The organism is Glycomyces sp. NPDC046736 (genome assembly GCF_040645615.1).
Lineage (GTDB): Bacteria > Actinomycetota > Actinomycetes > Mycobacteriales > Micromonosporaceae > Glycomyces.
In genome coordinates this window covers 34,030-51,673 of record NZ_JBEYYO010000015.1, presented here as the reverse complement: position 1 = coordinate 51,673, position 17,644 = coordinate 34,030, and the positions used below count along the sequence as shown (strand labels likewise).

The following is a 17,644-nucleotide window of genomic DNA, read 5'->3' as shown; positions in this document are numbered from 1 at the left end:
CCACAGGCTGCTCGCATCGGTTGCCAGGCCGCTCCACAGGCGCTGCCGCGACCCGCCGGGCGGACCTGGGAAGACCGCCACAAGAAGGCCCACCGCGCTGGCGACGGTCCGGACGCGGCGAGTAACATGAGTGAGTTGCCCACTCCATCAGAGGGGCGTACCACACCCGCCGTCCGCGGCTGGGGCCCGACGTGAATGCCCTGCTAGGCTGTTCTCCGCGTCCCCGTGGCCCCGATCCGGGGCCGGGCCCCCGGGCCCGGCGCGTGGCAACTTGATCTGTAATGGGAGACATCCGTCGTGAGCAAGCGCACCTACCAGCCGAACAACCGCCGTCGCAAGCGCACCCACGGCTTCCGGCTGCGCATGCGCACCCGTGCCGGGCGCGCCATCATCAACGCGCGTCGCAACAAGGGCCGCAAGCAGCTGACCGTCTGAGCGCTCGCCTCCCGTCCCCCGCACGGCGGTCCGCGGGCCTGAGCCCGCCGGTCCCGACCAGGGGCCCCATGAGGACGTGATCCAGGTGCTTCCAGTCGACGCGCGTATTCGCAGCAGCCGGGACTTCGGTTCGGCGCTCAAGCGAGGCCGCCGCGCCGCACGCGGCGGCGTCGTCGTGCACTGGGCACCCGAGACCAGCCAGACCGAAGACCCCCCGGCGTCTCAGGCGCCGACGACACCGTCCGAAGCCGATGCACACCGCACGGCGCGGGCGGGTTTCGTCGTTTCCAAGGCCGTGGGCAACGCGGTCGTGCGCAACAAGGTCAAGCGCCGCCTGCGCCACGCCGCCGCCGCCGAACTCCCGCACTGGCCCGCCGGCACCGACGTGGTCGTGCGCGCCACCCCCCGCGCCGCCGAACGCGACTTCGACCAGCTGCACCGCGACCTGGCCGAGGCCGTCGAAGCGGCCCGCACCGGCAAGGGCGGCCGCGCCCGGCGGGACGCGCCATGAGCGCCGCCCCGTCCCCCAAGCGCCCCCTTTCGGTCAGAGTGGTCGGCGCACCGGTCGTCGCGTACCGTCGATGGATAAGCCCGGCCCTGCCGGCACGCTGCCGCTTCTACCCCAGTTGCAGCGCATATACCCTTGAGGCGCTGTCCGAGCACGGCGCCGTCCGTGGCATATGGTTGAGCCTGCGGCGGCTCGGACGGTGCCACCCCTTTCATCCTGGGGGCCACGACCCCGTACCCCCACGGCATGAGCACGTGAAATCGGAGACCGAGATGACTGGAGTCCTCAAGTGATGGAGTGGGCCTACAACGGCGTGTCGTGGGTGCTGCTGTTCTGGCACGACCTGTGGGCAAGGGTCTTCGGTCACGAGAACGGCTTCCTCGAATCCGACTGGGCCTGGGTGCTCGCCATCCTCGGCGTGGTGCTGACGCTGCGCATCATCCTCTTCCCGCTGTTCGTCAAGCAGATCCAGTCGCAGCGCGCGATGCAGAAGCTCGCCCCCGAGATCAAGGCGCTCCAGGAGCGCTACAAGGGTGACCGCGAGACGCTCCAGAAAGAGATGATGGAGCTGTACCGCAAGGAGAAGGCCAACCCCCTCATGGGCTGCCTTCCCATCCTCATCCAGATGCCGGTCTTCCTCGCGCTGTTCCACGTCCTGCGCCGCCCCGACCCCGCGCAGACGAAGAACACCGACCTCTACGGCTGGAGCGGGATCGACGCCGGGAACACCGGCGACTGGCTCTCCTACGTCCACGCCAAGCTCTTCGGCGCCCCGTTCTGGAGCACCTTCCTCACCCCCGCCGACCAGCTCGCCGACGTCGGCTCCTCCTCGGTCAACGTGAAGCTCGTGGCGGGCGTCCTCGGCGCGCTCATGATCCTCACGACCTTCCTCACCACCCGGCAGATGATCCTCAAGACCGGCTGGAACGAGGACCCGAACCAGCGCATGATCCAGAAGGTGATGCTCTACGGCATCCCGGTGATCATGATCTTCTCGGCCGGCGCGTTCCCGATCGGCGTGGTCATCTACTGGACGATCAACAACCTCTTCTCGCTCGCGCAGCAGCAGTACGTGCTCCGCAAGTACCCGCCGCCCGCGCAGAACTCGGCCACCAAGCCGCCCAAGCCCGGCAGCAAGGCGCACGAGCAGATGCTCGCCGAGCAGAAAGAGGCCGAGGAGCGTCGCAAGAACCTGGCCCCCAAGCCGGGGCAGAAGCCGAAGGGCTCGCAGCCGAAGAAGCCTGTCAACGGCGCGGGCGCGAACGGCTCCTCCGGACCGACGTCGGCCGCCAAGGGCGGCCCCGGTTCGGGCAAGAACCTCTCCAGGTCTGAACGCATCGCCAGGGCCAAGAAGGTCAGCGGCGCGCAGCAGGCCTCGAAGAAGAAAAAAGGCTAGGGGACGGTCCGGGGAGCGCCTGCGCGCGCTCCGGATCAGCCACAATGGTGCAAACTAGGCTTATAACGAGCGATAGGACGAGTTGGCAATTATGGGTGCAACGGTGCGGGAGGACGAGGTGGCCTCCGAAGACGACCTCTTTGAGCAGAGCGAAGTGGCCGCCGACTACATGGAGGGCCTCCTCGACATCCTCGACATCGACGGGGACATCGACGAACTGGTGGTCGGCGACCGGCCCCAGGTGGAGATCGTGGGCGAAGAGCTCGGTGGCCTGGTGGGCCCCAAGGGGCAGACCCTGGAGGCGCTTCAGGAGCTGTGCCGCCTGGCGGTCTACCGCAAGACCGGCGACCACTCCCGCCTGATGCTGGACATCGGGGGCTACCGCGCCGGGCGTCGCAAGAAGCTCGCCGAGCTGGCCGAGAAGACCGCCAAGCAGGTCATCGAGACCGGTGAAGTGGCGAAGCTGGAACCGATGAGCGCGTTCGAACGCAAATGCGTCCACGACGTCATCAACGCCACCGACGGCGTGCAGAGCGAGTCGGAGGGCGCCGAGCCGCGCCGCCGGGTCGTCGTCAAGCCCGCCGAGTAGACCGAAGGAACGACATGACAGAGGAACCCGTCGAGGGTTCCGAATCCTCAGAGGCCAATGTTTCACGTGAAACATTGGCCTCTGTGTTCGGAAGCGACGAGCAGCGGATCGCACTGGCCGAGGGCTACGTGGCCATCCTCGCCACCACCGGCATCGAACGCGGCCTCATCGGCCCGAGGGAGGTGCCACGGCTGTGGGGGCGACACGTGCTCGGCTCCGCGGTGATCGAGGAGCTGATCCCCGAGAAGGCCGACGTGCTCGACGTGGGCTCCGGTGGGGGACTGCCGGGCATCCCGCTGGCGATCGCGCGGCCCGACCTGTTGGTGACGCTGGTGGAGCCGATGCAGCGGAGAGTGGACTTCCTCCGCGAAGTGGTCGACGAGCTCGACCTCGTGAACGTGGAAGTGCTGCGCGCCAGGGCCGAAGAGGTCGACCCGCAGGGGCGGGCCGACGTGGTGGTCTCACGTGCGGTGGCGCCCTTGGGAAGGCTCGCCGGGCTGTGCCTGCCGCTGGCCCGAGTGGGCGGGGTGATGATGGCGGTCAAGGGACAGAGCGCGGGTGAGGAGATCGAACGCGACGCGCGGGAGATCAAGCGCGCGGGCGGCGGTCCCGCGTCCATCTCGGTCTGCGGTGAAGGCAAGCTCGCCGAGCCCGTGTTCACCGTCCCCGCAACGGTAGTGAGCATCGAACGGGTGCGGTAGGCAAGCGCCGCAACGTATCTGATTCTCTGGTCAACTCGAATAGTCTGCAAGACAACGGAAGCCGCGATGAGATGCTCATCGCGGCTTCTCGCTTGGTGTGCCCTTAGACGCGGGCTCGCGCAATCGGAGCCGCGTTCGGATAGTGTATGGCTCGTAAGCTTCTCCGAGCAGGGCGATGTTTCACGTGAAACATCGGCCCGTAGTCTGTGGCGGTGAACGTGCGCGACCCCCTTCCCTCCGAAGATCGTGAACCTTCGAACTCCCTTGGCGGCGATACCCCGGCCGAACGGCGCATCCGGAATCTCCTCGACGCCGCGGTGAGCGAGGAGGCGCCCCCTCGGCGGCACCGCTATCGAGAAACTTCCCCGGCCCCGGGTGGCGAAGCCTCGGGCTTCGGCCAGGTTGCGCCAGAATCTGTTGCGGGGGAGTCCGGTCGCGACCTCGACGTGTCCGACCGGCCTGCCGAGGTGCGATCGGACAAGGGCGGGGGACGAGACGGCATGCGCAGATCCACATCGCGGGGGAAGACCGGGCGGCACTTGGCGCCCGAGGCACAGCGAAGCGCGACACGGCAGGAGACCACGAGTACGGCGCTGCCGCAGCAGCCCGATCCGGTGGACGACGATCTGCCGTTGGCTCGCGAGGCGCAAAGGGCGGTGCGGGTGCTCAACCCGTCCGGCTCGGTCACGATGCCGCGGCCCGCGCGGCGACGGGTGATCGCCGTGGCCAACCAGAAGGGCGGCGTCGGCAAGACCACCAGCACGGTGAACCTCGCGGTCGCTTTGGCGCTGCACGGGAACCGGGTCATGGTCGTCGACCTCGACCCGCAGGGGAACGCCTCCACCGGCCTCGGGGTCGAGCACGGCGCGGGCACGCCGAGCGTGTACGAGGCGGTCGTCGAAGGCCAGTCGCTCGACGAGATCGCGGTCCAAGTGGACGGCATCCCCTCGCTCTACTGCGTCCCGGCCACGATCGACCTGGCCGGCGCGGAGGTCGAGCTCGTCAACGTGGTGGCCCGCGAAGGGCGCCTTGAGAAGAGCATCAACACCTTCAGCCAGGACCTCGACTACATCTTCATCGACTGCCCGCCGTCGCTCGGGCTGCTGACGGTGAACGCTCTGGTGGCCGCCGAGGAGGTGCTGATTCCGATCCAGTGCGAGTACTACGCGCTCGAGGGGCTGGGGCAGCTCCTGCGGAACATCGAGCTCATCAAGGCGCACCTGAACTCGCGCCTGCGGGTCTCCACGATCCTGCTCACCATGTACGACAAGCGGACCAAGCTCGCCGACCAAGTGGAGCAGGAAGTGCGCGGGCACTTCAGCGAGATCGTGCTCGACGCTGTCGTGCCGCGGAGCGTGCGCGTCTCCGAGGCTCCCGGGTACGGGCAGTCGATCATGACGTACGACCCCGGCTCGCGGGGCGCGACGAGCTATTTCGAAGCGGCCGAAGAGATCGCGCGCCGCGGCGCGAAGCTCTCCTCGCGCCGGGGCAAGAACGAGAAGGGCGGGAACTAGTCGATGGCTGCGGCGAAGCGCGGAGGACTCGGTCGCGGACTGGGCGCGCTCATCCCGACCGGTCTGGCCGAGAGCACGACCAACGAAGACGACGAGCCGGAGGCGCCGGCTCCGGTCGTGAGCGCGCCGAAGAACGGGGCCGCCAAGAACGGGGTTCGGAAGGCGAGCGCGCCGCGTCAGGCCGCGCCGAAGGGCGATGTTTCACGTGAAACATCGACCGTCGCCGCGGATGTTTCACGTGAAACATCGGACGGTCCGGACCTCGTCCCCGTGCCCGGGGCGAGCTTCCAGCTGATCCCGATCGCCGACATCGGGACCAACCCGAAGCAGCCGCGGCAGATCTTCGACGACGACCACCTGCTCGAACTTCAGACCTCGCTCACCGAAGTCGGGATGCTCCAGCCGATCGCGGTGCGCGAGCGCACCGCCGAGGAGCCTCGCGAGGACGGCGCACGGTTCGAACTCGTCATGGGGGAGCGGCGGCTCCGGGCCGCCACGGCGCTCGGCTGGGATGCGGTCCCGGCGATCGTGCGCCGCACTGCCGACGAGGAGCTGCTCCGCGAAGCGCTCCTGGAGAACATCCACCGCGTCCAACTGAACCCGCTCGAAGAGGGCGCGGCATACGCGCAGCTCCTCGAAGAGTTCAACGTGACGCAGGAGGAGCTGGCCAAGAAGATCGGTCGCAGCCGCCCCCAGATCTCCAACATGATCCGGCTCTTGAGCCTGCCGCCCACGGTGCAGACGAAGGTCGCGGCCGGGGTGCTCACCGCCGGGCACGCGCGGGCGCTGCTGGGCCTGGACTCCTCGGACTCGCAGGAGCACATCGCCGAGCGGATCATCTCCGAGGGCCTGTCGGTGCGCAGCACCGAGGAGCTCGTGACGGCCAACCGCTTGGAGGAGAAGCCGGAGCTCGACGAGCCCCGCGCGTCCTCTTCTCGGAGCGCGAAGGACCGGATCAAGGCGCCCGGGCTGGAGGAGCTGAAGGAGCGCCTGTCGGATCATTTCGAGACGCAGGTGGCGATCTCCTGGGGCCGCAAGAAGGGCAAGATCGTGATCGAGTTCGGCTCGCTCTCCGACCTCGACCGGATCGTGGAGCAGATCGGGATCGACCAGAAGGCGTAAGGACAAAAGCGTCGGGGCCATGTTTCACGTGAAACATGGCCCCGACGCTTTTGCTCGGTGTTCTCAGGTGAGCTCTCGCCACATGATGATGTCGTCCCGGTAGTCGTCCTCCGCCATGCGCACCGCGCGCGGCAGGCGGCCGACTTCGGTGAATCCGTGCCGCCGGTAGAAGGCGTCGGCACCGGTGCCCGAGCGGACCTTGAGGGTCAGCGCGTCGAGCTTGAGTTCTTCGCGAGCGACATGGTCGACCGCCGCCAGCAGTCTGCCGCCGAGGCCGCCACCCTGCCGGGTGGGGTCGACCTGGACGTGGCGCATGGTCCGCCAGCCCTGGCGCGGCGGGCTGTCGTTTGATGTGAGAACACACCAAGCGACAATGGCGGCTCCTTCCTTTAGAGCGACCAGCGTGTCAGTCCGGTCGATCACTCGCGCGAGAATGGAAACGGTGTGAGGGCGGACCTCGTCGATGTTCACCGGCGGGACGAACCCGACGGAACCGCCGGCGTTCGTCACTCTCACCCAGAGATGGCTGAGTTCGTCAACGAGCGCGGCGGTGACCGGCGGGTCCACCAGGACGGCCACACCCGCGGGCGTGGCCTCCGGCGTGGAGCTATCAGTCACTGTTGCTTGCACGCCTTCCAGCTTGCCCTACCGAGGTGCCCTGCCGACAGGGTCTTCCCGCCATATGGGCGCACGTCACTCTCGACCCCGAAACGGCCGTTCTGGGACCGATTCGCCTGGTTCGCGACCCGGATTCGGTCCATTGTCGGGGGTGGGGGAGACCGAGTTCACTGTGACCCAGGTGAAATCTGTCAAAAGGTCGATTCCGGTGGTTTCCACTCTCGCACCCATGCGGTATTTTTCGATGGTGGCAGCAGCGAGTACCCCCGGCCCGAATCCCAATTCCGACATGACGACTCGACCTCCGAGCGGCGTCCGGCAGACGCTGCCCGCGTTCGTGGGGTGGCCCGCCTTCCCGTTCGAGGGGGAGCTGCGCATCAAGCCGCTCCAGGAACCGGTGGCGACCGAGCCGCCGCGCCGCGGCGACCGCCAGGAGCAGTGCGCGGCCTGCCACACCCCCGACTCGGCCTACTTGTGGTCGAACGAGCGGTGGCGCCTCAAGAGCCCTCTCGCGCCCACGGGCCTCCCGGTGGTGGTGATCCTCGAACCCCGCGCGCACCTCGACCTCGGCGACCTCTCCACGATGCACGCGGCCGAACTCGGGGTGCTCACCGTGCGCTTGGAGCGGGCGATCCGCTCGCTCGAATCGGTGGCCCAGGTCCACGTGAACCGCTGGGGCGACGGCACGGCCCACCTCCAGCAATGGTTCCTGGCCCGCCCGCACGGCTACCTGCAACTGCGGGGCCCGTTCATGACGATGTGGGACGAGATCCTGCCGCCGGTTGACGAGCACGAGTGGCGGATGAACCTGGAGTACATCGCGGCCTGGCTCAGCGACGATTGATCCTATAGAATATAGAATATAGGATATAGGGCATCATGCTCGGGGTGCGGGATCATGTCCGTGTGAACGACCGAAGGGCGTCGATGTTTCACGTGAAACATCGACGCCCTTCGGTGTCAAGCACGGTTCAGGTCCGGTCGAGTGCTCGGTGGACCATCGTGGCGAGGACTTCGCCGAAGTCGAGCCCGGCGGCCTCGATCGCCATGGGCAGCAGCGAGGTCTCGGTGGTGCCGGGGGCGACGTTGGCCTCCAGGATTTGGATGCCGCCCGCGTCGTCCACGATCAGGTCGACGCGGGACATGTCGCCGAGACCGAGGGTGCGGTGGACCTCGACGGCGAGTTCGGCCACGCGGGCCGAGACGGCGGGGTCGAGCGTGGCCGGAACCGTCCAGCGGGTCGCACCCGGGTTGTAGCGCGCGGCGTAGTCGTAGTCGCCATGCAGCGGGGCGATCTCGACCGGCGGAAGGGCCGTGGGGCCCTCGCCGAGGTCGATCACCCCGACCGCGATGTCGCGGCCGTCCACGAACGATTCGATGAGCGCCTCGTCGCTGTAGGAGAAGCAGCCCATCATCGCCGAGGGGAAGTCGTCCTCCTTGTGGACCGCGTGCACGCCCAGGCCCGAGCCGCCCGAGTTGGGCTTGACGACCAGCGGAAGGCCCATCTTGGTGGCGATCCGGTCGAGGAGCTTGCGGGCCCCGAAGTCCGAGAACGCCTGGCGCGGCATGGAAGTCCAGTCGGGCGTGGGAATCCCGGCCGACCGCAGCAGGTCCTTGGCGGCGGCCTTGTTCCACGCGCGGCGGGCGCCGATCGAGCCGGTGCCCACGATCGGGATGTTCGAGAGCTCCAGGACCGCCTGGAGCGACCCGTCCTCGCCGGGGGAGCCGTGCACGAGCGGGATTACCACGTCGGGCGGGAAGCCTTGCAGGACCGGCAGCAGCTCGCCGTCGAGATCGCGGACCTCGCAGGCCATGCCCTGGCGGGCCAGAGCGTCGGCGGCGCGGCGGCCGGACTTGAGCGACACGTCGTGCTCGTAGGACATGCCGCCCGCGAGGATGAGGACCCGGACGTCGGAGGCGGCACTCATGCCGCGCCGCCCGCGAACGTGTCGCGCAGTTCGATCTCGCCGGCGACCACGCCCGCGAGGCGGCGCACGCCTTCGCGGATGGTCTCGGCGGTCTGGGTCGAGAAGTTCAAGCGCATCTCCCTGCGGCCGTTGCCGTCGGCGTAGAAACCGGTCCCGGGGACGTAGGCCACGCGCTCTTGGAGCGCGCGCGGCATCATGGCCTTGGAGTCCAGACCCTCCGGCAGGGTGGCCCAGATGAACAGGCCGCCACCGGGGACCGTCCAGGTCATGCCCTCGGGCATGTAGTCGCCGAGGGCGCCCAGGAGGGCGTCGCGGCGGTCGCGGTAGAGGGTGTTGAAGACCTTGACCTGCTGGCGCCACTCCATCTCGGTGAGGAAGCGCAGCGTGGCCTCCTGGGTGAGCCCCGAGGGGCACAGGATCGAGGCCTCGATCGCCAGGAGCAGCTTGTCGCGCACCGCGGGCGGGGCCAGGACCCAGCCCAGGCGCAGCCCGGCGGCGAAGATCTTGGAGACGGTGCCGAGGTAGATCACGCCGCGCTCGGCGCGGGCGCGCAGCGGCTTGGGCGGGGCGCCTTCGAAGCTGATCATCGAATACGGGTCGTCCTCGATGACGAGCAGGCCGTGCCGCTCGCAGATCGCCAGGATCTCCTCGCGGCGGCCCTCGGTGAGGGTCACGCCGGCCGGGTTCTGGTAGGTGGGGATCGTGTACAGGAACTTCGCCTGGCGTCCTTCGAGTTCGAGCGCGGCGAGGGACTCCTCGAGGCCGGCGGGGATGAGCCCGTCATCGTCCATCGGGAGGTGGCGCACGTCGGCCTGCGCGGCCTGGAACGCCCCGAGCGCGCCCACGTAGGTGGGGCCTTCGGCCAGGACGATGTCGCCGGGGTCGAGGAAGGTGCGGGCGAGCAGGTCGAGTCCCTGCTGCGCGCCGGTGGTGAGGACCAGGTCGTCGGCCGATGCGCGGATGCCCGAGAGGTCCAAGACGCCGCACAGCGCTTCGCGCAGCGCCACCGAGCCCTGCCCGGAGCAGTAGCCGAGCGCTTCGGCCCCGACGGTGGAGAGCAGGCGGGTGAACATCTCGGCGAGCTCGTCCATGGGGAGCGCGGCGGTGTAGGGGTTGCCTCCGGCGAGCGAGACGACCTCGGGCCGGGCTGCGACCGAGAACAGTGCGCGGATCTCCGACTGTGCCATCCCGTGGACCCGGGATGCGTACCGACCGGTGTAATCGTCGAGTGTGGTACCGGACACGCGGAGACCTCCTCAGGTGGTCCTCGTCGCCCGCGATCCGTGCTCGCGGGTCGTGCGCTGTGCCGCGCGGCGACACGTTCGCGCTTTCGTACGTACACGCCCGCCCGCCGCCCGCGGTTGCCCGCGGGGGTGGCCGTGGCTTCGACCAGCCTACGGGACCTGCGGCGTGATCGGGCCACTCTACTAGCACACCGGCCGCAGGCCGCGCGTGTTTTCCGTCATGTGGACTGTTACGCGAAGTAGTGTGGAGCAGTGCAGCAGCGCATGGTGAACCTCACACTCGACTCCTTGGAAGACGTTCCGAGGCGTTGCCGGGCCTGCGTGTTCTGGGAGCTCTCCCCGCTCCGCGCCGAGGCCGCCCGCGAGATCGGCGAGCCCGCGCTGGAGAAGGAGGCGTGGCTGTCGCACACGCTCCTCGAATGGGGCGGCTGCGGGCGGATCGCCTACGAGGGCGACGCGGTGGCCGGGTACGTGACCTATGCGTCGCCGAAGTTCGTGCCGCGTTCGCAGGAGTTCCCCTCGGGACCGGTCTCGCCGGACGCGGCGCTGCTCATGACGGCCTATGTGAACCCGGCCTATGCCGGGAGCGGCCTGGGGCGCCAGCTGGTGCAGACGGTGGCGGCGGACTTGGCGCGGCGGGGGATCTACGCGATCGAGACGTTCGGCGACACGAGGGGCGAGGCCGGGGCGTGCCTGGTGCCTGCCGACTTCTACCGCTCGGTGGGCTTCAAGACGGTGCGCTTCGACCCGCGGTATCCGCGGCTGCGCCTGGAACTGCGCTCGGCGATCGACCGGAGCGTGGAGGCCGAGGAGTCGATGGAGATCCACGATTCGGTCGAGTGGTTCAAGCTCGACGACATCGAACTGGAGCAGTTCTTCGGCGAGGCGACCACGGGCCGGAACCGCGTCGACCGCCCCGGATCGCAACGGGGAGAACCCTTCGACCGCGCCGCCTGCGTGAGCGGCGAAGGCGGCGGGTGCGGCGGCGAACGCGGGACGCGGCCCGAGCGCTAGCGGCCGCGCTTCGCACGCGGCGGCGCGAAATGCGAAGGGGCGTAACGCGAACGTGGGCGAATGTGAAAGCGGATATTCCCGATTTGTCCCCCCGGGGGACCCCTTGTTTAAAAGTATCCCGGGGGTATGACAGGAATCGGGGGACCGAGCCACTGGCTCGGTCCCCCGATTGGTGAAGATTTATTCATGTTCCTTCGCGCTACTGGCTCAGGAACTTTCGGATCGCGGCCTTGGGCTGGGCTCCGATGAGCTGGTCGGCGGGCTGGCCGCCCTTGAACAGGATCATGGTCGGCACGCTCATCACCTGGTACTTGCGGGTGATCTCGGGGTTCGCGTCGGTGTCGAGCTTGCGGATCTCGATGGCGTCGATCTCCGCGGCCAGCTCTTCGAGTACCGGGGCGACCTTCTTGCACGGCCCGCACCATTCGGCCCAGAAGTCGACCAGCACCGGCTTGTCGGACTCCAGCACCTCGGCCTGGAACTCTTTGTCGGTGACTGCCTTGATGGCGCCCATAAGCATCCTCCTATATGTCGATGTGTGCGGAAAGTCAGTTGGCCACGGCCGCGTCGGCCAGCGCGGTCACGAACCGCTCGGCGTCGAGGGCGGCCGCGCAGCCGGTGCCGGCGGCGGTGACGGCCTGCTGGTAGGTGTGGTCGACCAGGTCCCCGGCGGCGAACACGCCTTCGAGGTTGGTGCGGGTCGAGGGCGAGGCGACCTTGACGTACCCGGACTCGTCGAGCTCGACCTGGCCCTTGAACAGCTCCGAGCGCGGGTCGTGGCCGATCGCGATGAACAGGCCCGTCGCGGGCAGGGTGCGCCCCGCACCGGTGACGGTGTCGACCAGGTCGACGCTGGCGACCTTGCCGCCCTCGCCGTTGATCCGCTCGACCGCGGAGTTCCAGGCGACCTCGATCTTGGGGTTCGCCAGGGCGCGCTCGGCCATGATCTTGGAGGCGCGGAACTCGTCCCGGCGGTGCACGATGGTGACCTTGGAGGCGAACTTGGTGAGGAACGTGGCCTCCTCCATCGCCGAGTCGCCGCCGCCGACCACCGCGATCTCCTGGTCGCGGAAGAAGAACCCGTCGCAGGTGGCGCACGCCGAGACGCCGCGCCCCATCAGCTCGGTCTCGCCGGGGACGTTCAGGGGCCGGAAGGCCGAGCCGGTCGCGAGGATCACGGCCTTCGCCCGGTGCTCGGTGTCCTCGACCCAGACCTTCTTGATCTCGCCGGTGAGGTCGACGCGGGTGACGTTGTCGGAGACGAGCTCGGCGCCGAAGCGCTCGGCCTGCTTGCGCCAGGAGTCCATGAGCTCGGGGCCCATGATCCCCTCGGGGAAGCCGGGGTAGTTCTCGACCTCGGTGGTCTGCATGAGCGCGCCGCCGAACTCGAAGCCCTCGAACACGAGCGGGCGCATGTTGGCGCGGGCGGTGTACAGCGCGGCGGTGTAGCCGGCCGGGCCCGAGCCGATGATGATGACGTCGCGGATTTCGCTCACCGGGTTCGCTCCTGTGTGGTTCGGCGCTCCGGGGCGGCCCCGGAAAGCAGTGGTTCTGGCTGCTTCAACGCCATCCTATTGACCCGAAATTCCGTGATCCCGACCTGTGGCGGGCCTGTGACCGGAGTGTTCGCCGATCGTGGGGAAGCTCACTCAGGGCTGGACCGCGAGGGGCTCGACGAGGCCCTCGGCGCACGCGGGGGTGAGCGCGATCGCGACCTCGCCGGAGTCGGCCAGGAGCAGCGCGACCATCGCGGGCGCGGCGTCGTAGTGGGCGAAGTCGACCGCGATGAGCAGGCCGCCGTACTCGGCGGTGATCGCCTCTTCGCAGTCCTCCCAGGCCCGCCCGCCCGCGGCGAGCGCTTCGAGTTCGGGCGGGACCTCGCCCGAGCGGGTGGTCGCGCCCAGCTCGTGGAGGGATGCGATGAGGTCGGGGTCGTCGGCGTAGTCGACACCGGTCGCGAACGTCTCGACCCCGGCGATGGCCGCGCCGGGCTCTTCGAGCTGCGTCTCCTCGTTCATCGGCTCCTCGTCGGGTGCCGCCTCGGGCGCGGCGCCGCCCTCGTCGCTCTGGTGCTCCTCGTAGGAGTCCGAGGAGAGCGCGGACTCGCCTTCGCCGGAGTCGCCGCCGACGACCTGGATGGCGACCGAGACCCCGCCGACCGTGAACAGGACGGCGGCCGCGGTGGAGAGGATCGCGTACCGGACCCGCTTGGGGCGCAAGCGCTCCGCCCAGCGCTCGAACCAGGTCTGTCGGGCGCCCGAGCGCAGCGTGTCGGCGGCCGGAAGCGTGTTCAGGACCCGGTCGAGGCGGTTCCCGACGTCGGCGGGCAGGTCCCCGTACTCGTCCGAGGCCTGGCGCAGCACGCCGGCGACCTCGCTCTCCGAGTGGTGCTGGTTCATCGGTTCCCCTCCTCCCGGCCCGTGGCGGTCCAGTCCCTGGCGTCAGGTTCGACGCCCCGCTGCGGCGGCGGGTTCCCCCCGGCGTCCTCCGACACCGCCCCCGGGTGCACCCCGAACTCGGGCAGCCGCGCGGCCAGGCGCTTGCGCGCCCGCGAGGCCCGGGACTTGACCGTGCCCGGGCGGACCTTGAGGATCGCGGCGACCTCCTCGACGGGGTACCCGAGCATGTCGATGTACACGAGCACGGCCCGCTGCTCGAACGGCAGCTCGGCCAGGGCCCGGTGCACGGTGATCCGCAGCGCCGACCGCTGCGGGTCGACGGCCGGATCGGTCGCGGGCCGGGCGTTCGCGACGTCGTCCTCGGGGAGCGGCACGGTGGGCCGCCGCCCGGCGGCCCGGATGCGGTCGAGGCACGCGTTGACGACGATCCGGTGCAGCCACGTGGTCACCGCCGCGTTCCCGCGGAACGAACCGGCGGCCTGGTAGGCCTTGATCATCGCGTCCTGGACCGCTTCGGCCGCGTCCTCGGGGTCGGCGAGCGTGCGCACCGCGACCGCCCAGAGCCTGCCGCGGTGGCGGCGGAACAGCTCCCCGAACGCGTCCCGGTCGCCGCCCACATGGCGGCGCAGGAGCTCGGCGTCGGCCACACCGCCGAACACCCCGTCGTCGACGGGGCCGGCGGAGGGGAGCGGGCCGGGCATGGTCGCTACCGGACGAACACGTTGATGTCGGAGACGGTGAGCTTGTAGCCACCGGAGCTCTCGGGCAGCTCGGTCACCCAGATGACGATGAACTGGGTGGCCTCGCCGCCGGCCTGGAGCTCGATGTTGGTGTCGGCGTTCTCGACCGGCGCGGCCAGCTCGGTGAAGCCGTCCACGATGGCCTGGTCGCCCTCCGAGGAGTCGCCCGGGTCCTCGTTGCCGGAGAGCAGGCCCACGGTGGCACCGGCGCTGGTCATCTGGACCCGCACCGAAGCGACCTCGTAGGCCTGGCCCAGGTCGATGAGGATGCCCATGCCGGGCTTGAGGTTCCCGAACTTGGGGTTGTTGCGGTAGGTCGCGGTGGACCAGCCGGTCGAGGCGTTGCCGTCGATGAGCGCGTCGAGGCCCTCGCCGTTGTCGCGGTCCCCGTCGGGCGGGTCGACCACGCGGATCATGTCGGGGGTGAGCGGCAGGTCGGTCGGGACGGCCACCTCGGTGGTCTCCTCGCCCTTGTCCGAGCCGGTGTCGGAGGCGGTGACGTTCTCGTCGGCCTCGGCCGGGTCGTCCTCGCCGCCGAACACGAGGGCGCTGGTGAGCACCCCGCCGAACAGGACCGCGGCGATCACGGCCGCGATCACGGCGAGGCGCTTCATCCCCGCGGGCGGGGTCTCGGGCTTGAAGCGGCCGAGGTTCATCGAGCCGAGGACGCTGGTGGGGGCCTCGTGGGGCTCGACCGAGACCTTGATCGCGGCGGTGGGCTCGTTCCCGGCGACGGCCAGGGCCCGCAGCTCCACGGCCAGTTCGGCGGCCGAGGGCGGGGCCTGGGTGTGGTCGAGGAGGTCGGCGGTCAGCTGCGAGATGCGGGCCGGGACCTGGGAGGAGACGGCCGCGGCGTCGAGCACCCGGCCCCATTCGTCGGTCGCGGCGTCGGGCAGGCCCGTGTTCTCGGCCGGGACGACGCGCGGCCAGGTCGCGGTGAGGCAGGCGTAGAGGGTCGCGCCGAGCGCCCGCACGTCCTCGACCTGGGTCACGCCCGGTTCGTTGCGCGGCTCGGTGACCATGACGCGGTCGTCCTCGGAGAGGAGGATCGTGCCCGGGTGCAGGTCGGCGTGGGTGACGCCGCCTTCGTGGAGGGCGGCGACCGCGTCGGCGACGGAGGCGACCAGTTCGAGCGCGTGGGCGCTCTCGAGGGTCTGCTGCTCCAGGACCCCGCGCAGGGACGAGCCGTTGACCCATTCGCGCACCACGTAGGCGAAGCGGCCCTCGTCGACGGCGTCGTACACGTCGACCATCGAGTCCACATGGGTGCGGGAGGCGGCCACCGCGGCGGTCATGGTGGGGGCGGCGTCCTCGCCGCCGGGGGAGCGGAGCACGACCGCGACGGAGCGGTGCAGGAGGACGTCGACGCCCCGCCACAGCTGGCGGTGACCGTTCGCGCCTCCGACGTGCTCTTCGAGGCGGTAGCGTTCGGCGAGCAGGTCGCCCACGGACGGCACTTCGGCAAGAGTCATGGTGCGGGGTCCTCCCCTCTCGAAGCGACCCCGGAGGGGCCGGCCTAGGTCGGCCTCACCGGCGGTGTCCCGGCCCGGACGGGTTCGTTCCGGCCAGAGTGGCACGTATGGATGGTACTTGGCTCATCGTCGCAGCTTTGCGCGCACCGTTGCCTGGAGCGACGCCATTTCAGTGACGCGCAATACCAGACAGGCCGCCAGATACAAGGCCAAGAGGCCCCCGCCGAGCACGAACGAGGCACCCAGTTGGCCCAGTTTGTTCCCCGACACGTCGGGCCAGGCGAGCCAGCCCGCGTAGGCCGCGCCGCCCGCGATGAGCGCGGCGGCGGTGGTGCGGACGAGGCCGTTCGCGGTCTTGCGCATGTCGAGCAGGCCGATCTTGCGGCGCAGCAGACTCATCGAGAGGAGCAGGCTCACCAGGTAGGAGACGCCGTTCGCGGCCAGCAGGCCCACGACCACCCATTCCAGGGGCAGGAGCGCGAACGCGAGCAGGTAGCCGCCGATGCGGAACGCGATCACCGGCAGGTTGAAGATCGCGGGGGTCCTGGTGTCGGTCTGGGCGTAGAAGGCGTAGATCTGCAACTGGCTGATCGAGAACGCCAGCAGCACGATCCCGACCATCGCCAGGGCCTGCCCGGTGGCGATCGCCATAGTGTGGTCGTACGCGCCCCACTGGAAGATCGCCATCGCGATCGGCTCGTGGAGCGCGACGAACGCCGCCGCGATCGGCACCAGCAGGAACGACGCGAGGCGGATGCCCGAGGAGAGGTGGCCGGCCAGTTCGGGCCAGCGGCGGTCGTCGGCGGCGCGGGTCATGCGGGGCATGAGCGCGGTGATGACGGAGACGGCGACGATGCCGTGCGCCATCATCATCATCAGATAGGCGTTGTTGTAGACCGTGGCCCCGGGGATGAATGTTCCGCCCTGGACCTGGTTGCCCGAGGCGGTGTTGGCGATCTTGAGCACGGCCATGACCGAGATCTGGTTGGCGGCCACGAACAGGAGCGTCCACGCGGCCATGTTGCGGATCGTGCGCAGCGGGAGCTTTTTGAAGTCGAACCGCGGCCGCACCTTGAATCCGGCTTTGCGCAGGGCCGGGGCCAGGCACAGGACCTGGATGACCACGCCCGCGGTGGTGCCGCCGCCCAAGAGGAGGACCATCCCGGTGGTGACCTGGTCGGCGTCGACGAAGATCTGCCCGGCGGAGTTGGGGACGGCGTCCTGGGTGTAGACGAAGAAGAACACCGCGCCGACGGCGATCACCACGAGGTTGTTGATGATCGGCACCCACATGGGCGCGCCGAAGTGCTCGCGGGAGTTGAGCACCCCCGACAGGACCGCGAACAGGCCGTAGAACAGCAGCGCGGGCAGCATGAGGTAGGAGAACTGGGTGACCAGGTCCCTTTGCTCGGGTTCGCCGATCCCGAGGGCGATGAGCGGGGCGCAGAGGGTGACGATGATCGCGGCCGCGCCGAGGACGAGCGCGGCGAGGGTCAAGAGCCGGTTGGCGAACGCGTCGCCGCCGTCGGGGTCGTTCTTGTGGGACTTGACGAACAGCGGCATGATGATGCTCGCGAACACGCCGCCGAGGACGAGTTCGTAGATCATCTGGGGGAAGTACTGCGCGGTCGTGTACGAGTTGCCCAAGAGGCCCGCGCCGATCGCCGCGGAGATCACCACGGTGCGCCCGAACCCGGTCACGCGCGAGACGAGCGAGCCCGAACCCATGAGCAGGCTGGAGCGGACCACGTTCTTGCCCTGGGGTTTTGGGGGCTGCGGGGCCTGGGTGGGGGTCTGGCCGAGGGGGACGTAGCCGTTGCCGGTCTGGGGTCCGCCGCGGTGGGGATCGGGCTGCCAGTGGGGGTTCGCGCCCGGGTGGGGGTCCCCGGCGGGGCCGGAAGGCGGGGGTCCTGAGCCCGGTCCCGGTCTCGCGCTAGGTTCGGCCATTCTCGCACTCTCCGCTA

General features: G+C 69.5%; 19 protein-coding genes. 10 read left to right on the top strand and 9 right to left on the bottom strand.

Annotation, left to right across the window (positions count from 1 at the left end):
• Positions 1-297 precede the first annotated feature (297 nt).
• The 8 genes from rpmH (at position 298) to AB0B28_RS15600 (ending at position 6,265) form a co-directional block, all read left to right on the top strand.
• Positions 298-435, top strand: a complete 138-nt coding sequence (gene rpmH, locus AB0B28_RS15635) for a 50S ribosomal protein L34 (protein ID WP_106362847.1) — start codon at positions 298-300, stop codon at positions 433-435.
• 76 nt (positions 436-511) lie between these two features.
• A complete protein-coding gene (rnpA, locus tag AB0B28_RS15630) occupies positions 512-946 on the top strand; it encodes a ribonuclease P protein component (RefSeq protein ID WP_360121307.1) in 435 nt (144 codons plus the stop codon).
• Complete coding sequence (gene yidD, locus AB0B28_RS15625; RefSeq protein WP_360121305.1) at positions 943-1,236, top strand: membrane protein insertion efficiency factor YidD; 294 nt, start codon at positions 943-945, stop codon at positions 1,234-1,236. Before rnpA ends, yidD begins: the two co-directional genes overlap by 4 nt.
• Positions 1,236-2,339, top strand: a complete 1,104-nt coding sequence (gene yidC, locus AB0B28_RS15620; RefSeq protein ID WP_360121303.1) for a membrane protein insertase YidC — start codon at positions 1,236-1,238, stop codon at positions 2,337-2,339. The genes yidD and yidC overlap by 1 nt, the downstream gene beginning before the upstream one ends.
• A 91-nt stretch (positions 2,340-2,430) precedes the next feature.
• The gene (locus AB0B28_RS15615) at positions 2,431-2,928 is read left to right on the top strand and encodes a R3H domain-containing nucleic acid-binding protein (protein WP_360121301.1); all 498 of its coding nucleotides are present in this window, start codon (positions 2,431-2,433) and stop codon (positions 2,926-2,928) included.
• Positions 2,929-3,011: 83 nt separating this feature from the next.
• On the top strand, positions 3,012-3,629 hold the full coding sequence (rsmG, locus tag AB0B28_RS15610) for a 16S rRNA (guanine(527)-N(7))-methyltransferase RsmG (RefSeq protein WP_360121299.1): 618 nt from the start codon (positions 3,012-3,014) through the stop codon (positions 3,627-3,629).
• Positions 3,630-4,129: 500 nt separating this feature from the next.
• Positions 4,130-5,143: a ParA family protein gene (locus AB0B28_RS15605; protein ID WP_360121297.1), complete on the top strand. Its 1,014-nt coding sequence runs from the start codon at positions 4,130-4,132 to the stop codon at positions 5,141-5,143.
• Positions 5,144-5,146: 3 nt separating this feature from the next.
• The gene (locus AB0B28_RS15600) at positions 5,147-6,265 is read left to right on the top strand and encodes a ParB/RepB/Spo0J family partition protein (protein ID WP_360121295.1); all 1,119 of its coding nucleotides are present in this window, start codon (positions 5,147-5,149) and stop codon (positions 6,263-6,265) included.
• Positions 6,266-6,328: 63 nt separating this feature from the next.
• Here the strand turns inward: AB0B28_RS15600 and AB0B28_RS15595 are convergent, their stop codons facing one another.
• Positions 6,329-6,883 carry a GNAT family N-acetyltransferase gene (locus AB0B28_RS15595; protein WP_360121293.1) on the bottom strand — a complete coding sequence of 185 codons (555 nt, stop codon included), beginning with the start codon at positions 6,881-6,883 and terminating at the stop codon, positions 6,329-6,331.
• Between the two features lie 289 nt (positions 6,884-7,172).
• On the opposite strand from AB0B28_RS15595, the gene AB0B28_RS15590 reads away from it, so the two are divergent.
• Complete coding sequence (locus AB0B28_RS15590; RefSeq protein WP_360121291.1) at positions 7,173-7,727, top strand: hypothetical protein; 555 nt, start codon at positions 7,173-7,175, stop codon at positions 7,725-7,727.
• A 127-nt stretch (positions 7,728-7,854) separates the two neighbouring features.
• Here AB0B28_RS15590 and AB0B28_RS15585 read toward each other — a convergent pair whose 3' ends face one another.
• Both AB0B28_RS15585 and AB0B28_RS15580 read right to left on the bottom strand, forming a co-directional pair.
• Complete coding sequence (locus AB0B28_RS15585) at positions 7,855-8,811, bottom strand: D-alanine--D-alanine ligase (protein ID WP_360121289.1); 957 nt, start codon at positions 8,809-8,811, stop codon at positions 7,855-7,857.
• On the bottom strand, positions 8,808-10,055 hold the full coding sequence (locus tag AB0B28_RS15580) for a PLP-dependent aminotransferase family protein (protein ID WP_360121287.1): 1,248 nt from the start codon (positions 10,053-10,055) through the stop codon (positions 8,808-8,810). Before AB0B28_RS15580 ends, AB0B28_RS15585 begins: the two co-directional genes overlap by 4 nt.
• 252 nt (positions 10,056-10,307) lie before the next feature.
• Between AB0B28_RS15580 and AB0B28_RS15575 the strand changes: the two genes are divergently transcribed.
• Positions 10,308-11,069, top strand: a complete 762-nt coding sequence (locus AB0B28_RS15575) for a GNAT family N-acetyltransferase (protein WP_360121285.1) — start codon at positions 10,308-10,310, stop codon at positions 11,067-11,069.
• Positions 11,070-11,268: 199 nt separating this feature from the next.
• On the opposite strand, the gene trxA is transcribed toward AB0B28_RS15575, so the two are convergent.
• The 6 genes from trxA to murJ form a co-directional block, all read right to left on the bottom strand.
• On the bottom strand, positions 11,269-11,583 hold the full coding sequence (gene trxA / locus AB0B28_RS15570) for a thioredoxin (RefSeq protein ID WP_360121283.1): 315 nt from the start codon (positions 11,581-11,583) through the stop codon (positions 11,269-11,271).
• 34 nt (positions 11,584-11,617) lie between these two features.
• Entirely contained in the window at positions 11,618-12,565 is a 948-nt protein-coding gene (gene trxB / locus AB0B28_RS15565) for a thioredoxin-disulfide reductase (protein ID WP_360121281.1), read from the bottom strand.
• Positions 12,566-12,718: 153 nt separating this feature from the next.
• The gene (locus AB0B28_RS15560) at positions 12,719-13,468 is read right to left on the bottom strand and encodes a hypothetical protein (RefSeq protein WP_360121279.1); all 750 of its coding nucleotides are present in this window, start codon (positions 13,466-13,468) and stop codon (positions 12,719-12,721) included.
• On the bottom strand, positions 13,465-14,169 hold the full coding sequence (sigM, locus tag AB0B28_RS15555; protein ID WP_360121277.1) for an RNA polymerase sigma factor SigM: 705 nt from the start codon (positions 14,167-14,169) through the stop codon (positions 13,465-13,467). Before sigM ends, AB0B28_RS15560 begins: the two co-directional genes overlap by 4 nt.
• Positions 14,170-14,174: 5 nt before the next feature.
• Complete coding sequence (locus tag AB0B28_RS15550; protein WP_360121275.1) at positions 14,175-15,680, bottom strand: protein kinase family protein; 1,506 nt, start codon at positions 15,678-15,680, stop codon at positions 14,175-14,177.
• A 123-nt stretch (positions 15,681-15,803) separates the two neighbouring features.
• Complete coding sequence (gene murJ / locus AB0B28_RS15545; protein ID WP_360121273.1) at positions 15,804-17,627, bottom strand: murein biosynthesis integral membrane protein MurJ; 1,824 nt, start codon at positions 17,625-17,627, stop codon at positions 15,804-15,806.
• Positions 17,628-17,644 lie beyond the last annotated feature (17 nt).